The sequence below is a fragment of the Sebaldella termitidis ATCC 33386 genome (assembly GCF_000024405.1).
In the GTDB taxonomy this organism is placed as follows: domain Bacteria; phylum Fusobacteriota; class Fusobacteriia; order Fusobacteriales; family Leptotrichiaceae; genus Sebaldella; species Sebaldella termitidis.
Genome location: NC_013517.1, coordinates 2,456,254 through 2,467,950, shown reverse-complemented (window position 1 = coordinate 2,467,950; position 11,697 = coordinate 2,456,254). Strand labels below are relative to the sequence as shown.

The following is an 11,697-nucleotide window of genomic DNA, read 5'->3' as shown; positions in this document are numbered from 1 at the left end:
AACAGGTAGAATTTTGGCAGTACAGTAAAGAGCATTGTTTAATTATTAAATTTGATTAGTTATAATTTACCTGAAAATATGAGTTAGTTTGAAATAATAGTAATGAAACAAAAAATAATTTTAAAGTTTTTCTTGACACTAAAGTAAGGTTGAGTGTTAAGATAGAAAAAACTTTAGAGGCAGGTAAATAAAATGACAGTAAAAGAAGTAAGTAAAATATTAAAAATTCCGGTTTCAAGTCTGCACTATTATGAAAATGAAAAGCTGATAAATCCGAAAAGAGATAAAAATAACTACAGGATTTTTGCTAAAGAAGACATAATGAAGATAAAATGTATTCTGATATTGAAAAGTTTTAATTTTAGCATAGCTAAGATAAGAGAACTGGTTACTTTGTATGAAACATGCGACTCAAGCAGTGAGAGCAGAACTCTGGCAGGTGAAATGTTTGAAGAGCAAATCAGTGAGCTGGAAAGAAAAAAGGAGGAATATACAAATCTGATTAATTTATTCAAGCTGATTCTGTTATTTGAAAAGCCAAAAGACGGTGAGGAAAAAGAAGCAGATAAATTAATAGAAAAAATTTATAATACATATATTAAGAAAGAAGGAGAATAATATGCGCGAAACAGTATTGATCACAGGAGCTTCATCAGGAATAGGAAAAACATTTGCTTTTGAGTATGCCGGTCAGGGAAAAAATCTCATACTTACTGCAAGATCAAAGGATAAACTTGATAAAATAAAGAAAGAAATAGAAAAAAAGTTTTCAGTAGACGTAAAAGTGCTGATAAAAGATCTGGCAAAAGAAAATTCGGCTGCGGAATTATATAGGGAATTAAAACAAAATGACCTGCATGTGGATATATTAGTTAATAATGCCGGATTCGGCACAAGCGGAGAATTTCATAAAAAGGAGTTTGCCGGCCAGCATGATCAGATTATATTAAACTGCCTTTCATTGGCAGATCTTACATATTTTATTATAAAAGATATGGCAGAAAAGAACAGCGGAAATATAATAAATATAGCATCTACAGCGGCTTTTCAGCCTGTACCTTATATGGCAGTATATGGAGCGACAAAGGCTTTTGTATTATCGTTTTCGGAAGCTCTTCATCAGGAATATAAAAACTATGGGATAAAAGTCACGGCAGTATGTCCCGGTGCTACTGAAACAAGTTTTTTTGATACAGCCGGTCCTGTGGGAATGGGCATGCACAGGAAAGCTGAGGAAGTAGTCAAAACGGCAGTAAAAGCAGCAGGGAAAAACAAGCTGTATGTAGTGGACGGTGTGAAAAATTATGGGGTAACTTTGCTGTCAAGATTTCTAACAAGAAAGAAAACAGCAGAGATATCAGGAAAAATATTAAAAAAATCACTTAATATATAGTAATATTAGACATAGTATGATGGTTTACGGTTATTTTGGATATTATTTTACTTATTAAAATTCAATAAAAAAATTCATTTTCTTCTTAAAATAAACTATAATATAAAAAAAGAGAGCAATAAGGAGAGATGGATGAATAGTGAAATAATATGTGTAGGAACTGAATTGCTGGTAGGGGATATATTAAATACAAATGTAAAATATATTTCTGAAAAACTGGCAGCTATCGGAATAAATCTTTATTATCAGACAGTGGTAGGAGATAATCATAAGAGGCTGAAGGAAGTACTGGAAGCTGCATATAAAAGAGCCGATCTGGTAATACTTACAGGCGGTCTCGGACCTACAATAGATGATATAACTAAAGAGGTGGTAGCGGAATATCATAATGAAAAACTGGTAAAAGTCGATAAATACTATGATATACTGGCTAAGAGATATAAGCAGATGAATGCGGAAGTTCCGGCAGGCGGGATAAAAGAAGTATCAATATTAGAAAATTCAAGACTTCTTGAGAATGAAGTCGGAATAGCACCCGGATTTTTATATGAGAAAGACAATAAAATAACAATAGTTATGCCGGGACCTCCGCGAGAGATGACAGTAATGCTCGATAAGGAAGTAATGCCGGAGCTGCTGAAGTATTCAAACGACCTGATAAGATTCAGAACACTGAAAATAATGGGTGTTCCCGAGGGTAAGGTAGATGAGGATCTGGCTGAATATTTCGTAATGTCTAATCCCACTGTAGCACCATATGCCAAAACCGGAGAAGTACATGTGAGAATAGGGGCAAAGGGTGAAAATGAAGAAGAGCTCATCAGGGAAATAGACAGAATAGAAAAAGAAATACGGGAAATTTATCCTGATAATATTTATACAACTGGTGACGAAAGTTTTAACGATGTGGTAGTAAGGACACTGCGTGAAAAAGGTCTTACGCTTGCCACGGCAGAATCTGTTACCGGCGGAAAGATAGCTGATTATATAGTAGGGGTTTCCGGAGCGTCAAAAGTATATAAGGGCGGTTTTATTACATATTCAAATGAAGAAAAAGAAAATCTTCTCGGGATAGATAAAGAGAAAATTGATAAATACGGTGCCGTAAGCAGTGAAATATGCATGGAGATGCTTTTGGGAACGGAAAGAAAAATCCCGGCAGATATTTACATAGTGTCAACAGGAGTGGCAGGGCCTGATAAAGATGAAAAAGGAAATGAAGTGGGAACAGTCTTTATAGGATTGAGCATAAAAGGAGAAAAAAGTATAAGAAAATACGATTATTCAGGAATGAGAAATGCAATAAGGGAAAGGGCTGTCAGAGCTGCGCTTCTTGAGCTTTGGAAGCTCATAAAATAAACTTGACAAATTGAAACGAAAAATATATTATATAATTAGTAAGACATATTATTATAAGTATCTGGCAATCTTAATTAGATTAAAGGAGGTAAAAATGTTTTTTTTGATATTTTTAGTCCTGTTTCTATTATTTTTCATGGTACTAGGCGTAAAAAAATGATTTATTGCAATTGTAATATTAAATAAGTTTGAAATACAAACAAAAGGTTCTCTATTCCTGTGAAAACACAGACAAATAAAGAACCTTTTTTATTTTTGAAATTATGGTATATTTATAATATAAACTAAAAAATAAAACAGGAGTGATAATTATGAAAAAAGTATTGACTGTATTTTTGCTGTCAGCCGCTGTATTGTCAGCCGCTAATCCCATTGATAAAAAGAGCTGCAGTATAAATGGAATCAAGCTCGCCGGAAAAGTAAAAGTGGTAAAAAGCTTTGCAGATTTTGAGGTAAAAATAGTCAGCAGTTTTCCGGATATTGAAGTAAAAAAAGTGAAAAGTTTCCCTGATGACTGCGGAGAATGGCAGTTCGTGGAAAGCTTTCCAGATTTTACAATTAAATATGTAGATAGTTTCCCTGATTTTACCATAAGAATGACAGACAGCTTTCCCGGGGTAAAATAAAAAAGAAGCTTTGCAGCAATTATATATATAATTAAAGCTTTTATATAGAAAATCAAGTTTAAAAATAAAGGGAAAAATGATATAATAGTCTTAATTTCTGAATAAACGGGAATTTTATCCGTTTTATATTCAAAAAAACGATAAGGCATCATGCCTTGTTCTTATGTTTACATAAAGAAAAAGGTGTAAAGTATCAGCATCAAGAGGTAGTATTTAAGTATAAATCAGACAAACACTAGGAGGACTAAATGTCATTTATAAAAGAAGAGGATTTGGAAGTTTATAATGCAATAATGGAAGAAGAGAAAAGACAGGAAGAAGGAATAGAGCTTATTGCATCGGAAAATTTTGTTTCAAAGGCTGTGATGGAAGCTGCCGGTTCTGTTATGACGAATAAGTATGCGGAGGGTTATCCGCACAGAAGATACTACGGAGGATGTTCAAATGTCGATGTAGTAGAAGATCTGGCTATAGAAAGATTAAAGAAACTGTTTAATGCAAAATATGTGAATGTACAGGCGCATTCAGGATCACAAGCAAATATGGGAGTGTATGTGGCACTGCTGAATCCGGGAGATACTATACTTGGTATGGGACTGGATGCAGGCGGACATCTGACCCACGGATATAAGGTGAACTTTTCGGGGAAAAATTATAAATCAGTAAACTATGGTCTGGAATCAGACACAGAGCTTATAGATTACGAGCAGGTAAGAACTCTTGCACATGAGCATAAGCCAAAAATGATAGTAGCAGGTGCAAGTGCATATTCAAGAATAATAGATTTTAAAAAATTCAGGGAGATAGCAGACGAAATCGGTGCATATTTAATGGTAGATATAGCCCATATAGCTGGACTTATAGCCGGAGGGCAGCATCCAAGCCCAATGGAAGATGCACACATCGTAACTTCCACTACACATAAAACACTGCGTGGACCGCGCGGCGGGATAATAATGACAAATGATGAAAAAATAGCTTCCAAAATAGATAAAAATATATTTCCGGGAATTCAGGGCGGCCCTTTGATGCATGTAATCGCCGCAAAAGCAGTGGCATTCAAGGAAGCACTTGATCCGTCTTTTGCCGAATATCAGGCACAGGTAGTAAAAAATGCTAAAAAACTGGCAAAAACGCTTGAAGACGGCGGTCTTAGAATAGTAAGCGGAGGAACTGACAATCATCTGATGCTGGTAGACCTTCAGAGTAAAAAAGTAACAGGAAAGCTGGCAGAGGAAATACTGGAGAAAGCCGGTATAACATGTAATAAAAATGCAATACCAAATGATCCTGAAAAGCCGTTTGTAACAAGCGGAATAAGACTGGGGACTCCGGCTGTTACCACAAGAGGCATGAAAGAACCTGAAATGGAGATAATAGGGAATCTGATATTAAGAGTGCTTAATAATATAAATGATGAAAATATAATAAAAGAAGTAAAAAATGATGTAACGGAGCTTACCGGAAAATTTCCGTTATATAAAGACTAATTTAAGGAGAAGTATTTTGAGAAATAACAACAGAAAAAATGACGAACTAAGAGAAATAAAAATAACAAAAAATTTTATAATGCATCCGGAAGGATCTGTATTAATAGAGTTCGGCAATACAAAAGTAATATGTAATGCAACTGTGGAAGAAAAGGTTCCGCCATTTTTGAAAGGAAGCGGAAGCGGATGGGTAACTGCTGAATACAGTATGATTCCGCGAGCGACAAATGTAAGAACACAAAGAGAAGTAAACAAAGGAAAGCCTACAGGAAGAACAATGGAAATACAGAGACTGATAGGGAGATCTCTGAGATCAGCAGTCGATCTGAAAAAGCTCGGAGAGAGAACTATCATAGTAGACTGTGATGTTATCCAGGCTGACGGAGGGACAAGAACAGCTTCTATAACAGGCGGTTATCTTGCTCTTGAAACAGCTGTAGAACAGCTTATAAACAGCGGTCTGCTTTCCCAAAATCCTGTTATAGCTAAGGTGGCGGCAATAAGTGTAGGGAAAGTTAAGGGTGAAATACTTCTTGATCTTGAATATTCAGAAGATTCTTTGGCAGAAGTAGATATGAATATAGTAATGAACAGTAAAAATGAATTTATAGAAATTCAGGGAACAGGTGAAGAGGCTACTTTCAGCTACGATGAACTTATTAAATTTATAGAAGCGGCCAAAAAAGGATTCGAAAAATTATTTGAAATAGGCTGAATCCGTTAGTAATACCACAGTGATTCGGGAAAAGACTCCCTTTTTTAGGTATAGATGTGCTTAAAAAAGGGAAATTTTTTTAGACAAAAATTTGTTAATCAAAGGAAGAAGAAAATGAAAGAAATTTTACTGGAAATAAAACATGATAAAACGGGAAAATTTATAAGCAGACCAAACAGATATCTTGCAGAAGTGGAGATTGACGGAAATATAGAATTAGTACATGTTCATGATCCTGGGAGGCTTAAGGAGCTTCTTATCCCGGGAGCAGAGGTGTATATAAAAAGGGCTGTAAATCCTGCAAGAAAAACCAGATGGGATCTTATAGCAGTAGAAAATAATGGAGAAACAGTATTGCTGAATTCTGCATATCACAGATATATAGCAGAAGCTTATCTGAAAAATTTTGCTGTATCAGAGTTCGGAGTCTATGATTATATCAAGCCGGAAGCTAAATACAAAGACAGCAGACTGGATTTTTATATGGAAAAGGGAGAAGAGAAAATCTGGCTGGAAGTAAAAGGTTGCACGCTTACAATAGGAAAAGCAGCAATGTTTCCAGATGCACCTACCAAAAGAGGATTAAAGCATCTGAGGGAGCTTGAGGAATTAAGCAGAGAAAATAAAGCTGCCATACTGATACTCATTTTCAGAAAGTCGGAATATTTTATGCCGAATTTCGAAACAGATCCGGAATTCAGCGAAAAGCTTATTGAAATAAGCCAAAAAGGTGTAGGAGTTTATCCGATACAGCTGGAATTTACAGACGGAAAGATTTTTTACAGGGGGATTATACCGCTCTGCTCCAAAAATTTATAAAAAAATAATCATACGATAAAAGAAAATGAAATCATTTTATTATATATTTTTTAAAAATATGGTATAATGAACAAAAAAACAGAAAGGTGATAGGAATGAAAGAGAAAATATTGATTATAGAAGATGATCCGAAAATATCAAGACTTATAGAAATTGAACTAAAGTTCGAGGGATTTGAAGTAAGCTTTGCCTATGACGGGAAGGAAGGGCTGAACAGTGCAAAATATAATTCTTATGATTTAATAATTCTGGATCTTATGCTGCCTAAAATGAACGGGATTGAAGTATGTAAAAGAATCAGAGAATTTTCAGAGGTACCTATCATAATGTTAACTGCAAAAGATGAAATAAGTGATAAAGTAGTAGGACTGGATTACGGTGCTGATGATTATATGACAAAGCCTTTTTCAAATGAGGAATTGATAGCCCGTATAAAAGCACTGATAAGACGTACTAAAAAAAGAAATAATCAGGAAGAATTTGTATATGAGGATTTGAAAATTAACTACTCTACATATGAAGTATTTAGAGGAGAAACATTAATAAGCTTATCAAAAAGAGAATTCGAGCTTTTGGATTATCTTGTGCTGAATAAAGGGATAGTTCTGTCAAGGGATAAAATTCTTGAGAATGTATGGGGATTTGAATATATAGGTAATGATAACATTCTTGATCTGTACATAAAATATCTGAGAGATAAAATAGACAAGCCTTATGAAAGAAAATTTATACAGACAGTAAGAGGTCTGGGATTTATTTTTAAATAAAAATAACAGTGTAAATATTGGTGTAGATTATATTTAAGCGAGGTACACATGTTAAAAATAAAATTAGAAGATAGGATAACAGTCAGTTTTGCAGGGCTGTTTCTTATCTTAATTTTGTTATCAAACTTATTAACAATTTATTTTTTGAAAAAGCAGAGTCTGAGCGTCGTAGACCGGCAGCTGATACAAAAGGAGACAGAGATACATACATTTCTGGACAGAATTTCATCATATTCGGAAAGATATGACTCGCTTTCCCTGAATTTTAATACACAGATAGACGGAAAAAAGCTGGTATATCCGAAGCCGTTTGATCCAGGAAATGAAAATCTTCTGTATATTGTGAGTATAAATAATGAAGTAGCAATAAACAGTTTTTATAATATTGATTTTGCAAATTCAAATTCAAACCTTACGGCAGATTCTGTCATGAAAAGCATAGAAACGCATTCTCAGGGAATGGTATCAAATAAAGTAAGCACAATAAGTCTCGGAAGAAATGAAATTTACAGATATAAAAATATATCACAGGATATAAAAGGAATAAAATTCGATATATATATTCTGAAAAATATAAGTCAGGAAAACAAAATCTTCGACAGACTGAGGGTTCTGATCCTGTTTTTTACTGTTTTGGGGATATTAATTACTGTATTTATAAGTATAAAAATAAGTAAAGTCATATTAAGACCCATTAATAACGTAATGCAGACAGGAAAGCTGATATCTACAGATGACCTCAGCAAAAGAATAGAAGTGATAAATTCTGGGGATGAACTGGAAGAACTTACTAAAATACTGAACCAGATGCTTGACAGAATACAAAAGTCATTTGAAAGCCAGTCAAAGTTCGTATCTGATGCTTCGCATGAATTAAGAACTCCTCTTGCCATAATAAAAGGTTATGCTGAGATAATAAAGAAAAGAAGACTTTCGGACGAAGAAGTCTTTGATGAATCAATAGAGGCAATAATCAACGAAACAGAGAATATGAAAAATCTTGTGCAGAAATTACTGATGCTTGCCAAAGGAGAAGAAGAGAGACTGAATATTTCACTTGCCAAAACGCCTATGAAAAAATTCATAAAAGAGATAGCATTTGACAGTAAGCTTCTTTCTGTGGATCATGATATAGTACTTGGCAAAAATGACGATTACATTCTTGAAATTGACAGGTCGCTGTTAAAACAGGCAATAAGGGCGCTAATAGAAAATGCAATAAAGTATTCTCCTGCGAATACTACAATAACAATAGATTCGTATATAGAGGATGGAAAAGCCCGTATATCTGTTTCAGATATGGGAATAGGAATAGATAAATCGGAACATGCCAAAATCTTTGAGAGATTTTACAGAGTGGATGAATCCCGCTCCAAAGATACCGGGGGAACAGGACTTGGTCTTGCAATAGTAAAGAAAATAGCAGATGCACATAATTCTGAAATTACCGTAGAAAGTGAAATTAATAAAGGAACTAAAATAACTCTGTTATTTACAGAATATAGCGAGGGGAATGATGATGAATTCATTGGAGATATTTAGCTGGTTTGAACACCTTTATATAGTGGTAGTACTGATATTTGTAATAGGAATTCTGGCTTCGGGGAAAAAATCCGGTTCTATAATGGCATGGATTTTTACAGTGTTATTCATACCCATAATAGGAATAATTCTTTATATGGTATTAGGAGTAAACTGGCGCAGAAGAAGAATTTTGAAAAATAAGCTTGAAAACAGTCCGCATAAAATGTTTGTAAGTCTGTCAAATGAACTGGCTAAAAACGAGCTCAGCAAATATGACACGAGGGATATATTCAGTTCGTACAAGGATAATGTCGAGAGAACAGATAAATATATGAGAGATATGGAGGATCACAGTGATGTGGCAAAGCTTCTTTATAATACCGGAAGCACATATCTCACACTAAATACTTCTTACGATTTTTATTTTGACGGCGGGGAGGCATTTGACAGTATAATAAAAGATTTGGAAAATGCCAAAGAAAGCATATATATAGAATTTTTCATATGGCGTTCTGACGAGCTCGGAGAGAGAGTAAAAGATGTATTGATAAAAAAAGCAAGTGAAGGTATAGATATAAAGCTTATATTTGACGGTCTGGGTTCGTTCGGCCGTATTTCAAGAAAGTATAAAAAAGCCCTTGAAAAAGCAGGGATAAAATATAGATATTTTCTTGATGTAAGATATAATATCCTGAAACTTAACTATAGAAATCACAGAAAAATGGTAATAGTGGACGGGAATGTACTGCATACCGGCGGGATGAATCTGGGTCAGGAATATATAGACGGCGGAAAACAGTTCGAATCATGGAGAGATACAAATATACGGATTACCGGCGAAATGTGTGTACATTATCTGGCTGTATTTATCTCTGACTGGCTGAACAGCAGCGGAAAATTTGATTTTATTATCCCGGAAATCGAGGACAGCTCATCGGGGGATTATCTGATGCAGCTGTGTGCAAGCGGGCCTGATACTATCTGGTCGTCATTGCAGATGCTTTATACCAAAATGATTACCGAGGCAAAAGAGGAAATTCTAATAGAAAGTCCTTATTTTGTACCGGATGACAGTATATTCGAGCAGCTCAAAATAGCCGCACTTTCAGGGATAAAAGTAAAAATCATTATGGCAGGAAAGCCTGATAAAAAAATACCTTTCTGGGTTGCTGAAACTTATTTTGAGGAAATAATAGATTCAGGAATGGAAATCTACAGATATCAAAAAGGATTTTTACACTGTAAAAATATAATAATTGATGGAAAGCTGGCAACAATGGGAACCTGTAACTTTGATTTCAGAAGCTTTGAACTTAATTATGAGATAAATACTGTATACTATAATAAAGAAATGGCAGGAAAATTAAGGGAACAGTTTTTTGAGGATTTGAAATACTGTACAGAAATAAAAAATGAAGATCTTGACAGAAAAGGATTTCTTTTGAGGCTGAGAGATTCTGTTTTCAGAGTTTTATCGCCGATATTATAAAAAATGATTCTCTCCGGAATAAATAAAAGCTGAATTTCGGAGAGATTTTATTTTTTAGGGTAAATTTAAAAATATGAAAAGTGAAAAGGGAGCCGGAAAAATGGACGGAATAATTTTGTTAAACAAAGAAAAAGATATAAGCTCATTCAAAGCTATAAATAATCTTAAGTATAAACTGAAGCTGAAAAAGGTAGGACATGCTGGAACGCTTGATCCTCTGGCGGAAGGACTTATGATAGTGCTTGTCAATAATGCTACGAAGCTTTCGGATATGCTTTTGAAACAAAGCAAGGAATATTATGCTGAGTGTGAACTGGGTTATGAAACAGATACATATGACTGCACGGGAGAAAAAACTCAGGTTTATGATGGTGAAATTTCGGTTGATAAAGAAAAAATAACAGACATTCTTGAAGATTTTCAGGGAGAATACGAACAGACACCTCCGATGTACTCGGCTATCAAGATAAACGGAAAAAAGCTCTATGACCTTGCGAGAAAGGGAATAGAAGTAGAGCGTAAAAGCAAAACTGTAAATATAGAATATATAAACAGAATAAGTATAAATGGGAATAAAATAGGGTTTTATATACATGCGGGAAGCGGGACTTATATACGGTCTGTAATTCAGGATTTCGGAAGACGGCTCGGGACTTATGCGACAATGACTAAGCTGATAAGAACAAAGATAGGTAAATTTTCACTTGAAAATGCATACAGGGAAAAAGAAATATCAGATGATTCTGTATTATTAAGCGTAGAAAAGATATTCGATTATCCTGCACTTGATGTTACAGATGAAGAATGTTTTAAGATGAAAAACGGGATAAAACTGAATAAAGAAATTCCGGTGGGATACTACAGCATTTATAATAACGGGGAATATAAGGGGATAGGTATATCAGCCGACGGGATACTGAAAAGATTCAGATATTTTAACTGATAATATTTAATAATCGGGGTGAATAAAAAGCTTGAAAGGGAAAAAAGTAATAACAGATTTAAAAAGTGTAGAAGAAGTAAAAAATAGAATTATAAATAATATAACTTATTATAACGGACGCATAATAAATGAAGAGGAGAACAGCTTTACCTTCAAAAAACCAATGTGGACAAGTAAAGCCAATCCTTTAAGATCTGTTAACAGAGGAGAAGTCAGAATTTATAAAGAGCCGGTGGGGGTGACAGTAGAGTATGACGTGTCAGGAAATGAAATAATTGACATTCTGGGAATATTTTTAGCAGTTATTATTGTACTTCGGGCACTTACCGATGATATAAAATCAGGGTTATTCGTAATGGCAGCTGTGCTGGCGGGATTACCTCTGATTATGCTTATTGAAAGATACAGAATATCAAAGCTTTTTGAATAAATCTAAAAGTTACGGCTTTCTTTTTAGAGTCTAAACATAAATGGCAGATTTTATTCATAATCATATAAAAATATTTCTGCTGTCTGTTTTCTGACTTGTCAATGTAAGATACTTTGAAACCCTTTGTTTTTAGTATAGTGAG

The 11,697-nt window shown here is 34.4% G+C and carries 12 protein-coding genes; all 12 read left to right on the top strand.

Annotation, left to right across the window (positions count from 1 at the left end; genetic code table 11):
- The first annotated feature begins 192 nt into the window (after positions 1 to 192).
- The gene (locus tag STERM_RS11460) at positions 193 to 618 is read left to right on the top strand and encodes a MerR family transcriptional regulator (protein WP_012861779.1); all 426 of its coding nucleotides are present in this window, start codon (positions 193 to 195) and stop codon (positions 616 to 618) included.
- Between the two features lies 1 nt (position 619).
- Complete coding sequence (locus STERM_RS11455) at positions 620 to 1,393, top strand: SDR family NAD(P)-dependent oxidoreductase (protein ID WP_012861778.1); 774 nt, start codon at positions 620 to 622, stop codon at positions 1,391 to 1,393.
- Between the two features lie 132 nt (positions 1,394 to 1,525).
- Positions 1,526 to 2,752, top strand: coding sequence for a competence/damage-inducible protein A (locus STERM_RS11450; protein WP_012861777.1), 1,227 nt, complete (start codon positions 1,526 to 1,528; stop codon positions 2,750 to 2,752).
- A 311-nt stretch (positions 2,753 to 3,063) separates the two neighbouring features.
- Positions 3,064 to 3,378, top strand: a complete 315-nt coding sequence (locus tag STERM_RS11445) for a 7(1) septoil knot domain-containing protein (protein WP_012861776.1) — start codon at positions 3,064 to 3,066, stop codon at positions 3,376 to 3,378.
- 248 nt (positions 3,379 to 3,626) lie between these two features.
- Positions 3,627 to 4,868 (top strand): serine hydroxymethyltransferase, encoded by a 1,242-nt coding sequence (glyA, locus tag STERM_RS11440; protein ID WP_012861775.1) that lies wholly within the window; start codon positions 3,627 to 3,629, stop codon positions 4,866 to 4,868.
- 16 nt (positions 4,869 to 4,884) lie between these two features.
- A complete protein-coding gene (gene rph, locus STERM_RS11435; protein ID WP_012861774.1) occupies positions 4,885 to 5,583 on the top strand; it encodes a ribonuclease PH in 699 nt (232 codons plus the stop codon).
- A 114-nt stretch (positions 5,584 to 5,697) separates the two neighbouring features.
- A complete protein-coding gene (gene sfsA / locus STERM_RS11430) occupies positions 5,698 to 6,402 on the top strand; it encodes a DNA/RNA nuclease SfsA (protein WP_012861773.1) in 705 nt (234 codons plus the stop codon).
- A 95-nt stretch (positions 6,403 to 6,497) separates the two neighbouring features.
- Entirely contained in the window at positions 6,498 to 7,169 is a 672-nt protein-coding gene (locus STERM_RS11425; RefSeq protein WP_012861772.1) for a response regulator transcription factor, read from the top strand.
- 48 nt (positions 7,170 to 7,217) lie between these two features.
- Positions 7,218 to 8,711: a sensor histidine kinase gene (locus STERM_RS11420; protein ID WP_012861771.1), complete on the top strand. Its 1,494-nt coding sequence runs from the start codon at positions 7,218 to 7,220 to the stop codon at positions 8,709 to 8,711.
- Entirely contained in the window at positions 8,686 to 10,182 is a 1,497-nt protein-coding gene (gene cls / locus STERM_RS11415; protein WP_012861770.1) for a cardiolipin synthase, read from the top strand. The genes STERM_RS11420 and cls overlap by 26 nt, the downstream gene beginning before the upstream one ends.
- A 73-nt stretch (positions 10,183 to 10,255) precedes the next feature.
- Positions 10,256 to 11,125, top strand: coding sequence for a tRNA pseudouridine(55) synthase TruB (truB, locus tag STERM_RS11410; protein ID WP_049768982.1), 870 nt, complete (start codon positions 10,256 to 10,258; stop codon positions 11,123 to 11,125).
- Positions 11,126 to 11,156: 31 nt separating this feature from the next.
- Positions 11,157 to 11,555: a hypothetical protein gene (locus STERM_RS11405; protein ID WP_012861768.1), complete on the top strand. Its 399-nt coding sequence runs from the start codon at positions 11,157 to 11,159 to the stop codon at positions 11,553 to 11,555.
- Positions 11,556 to 11,697: the final 142 nt, after the last annotated feature.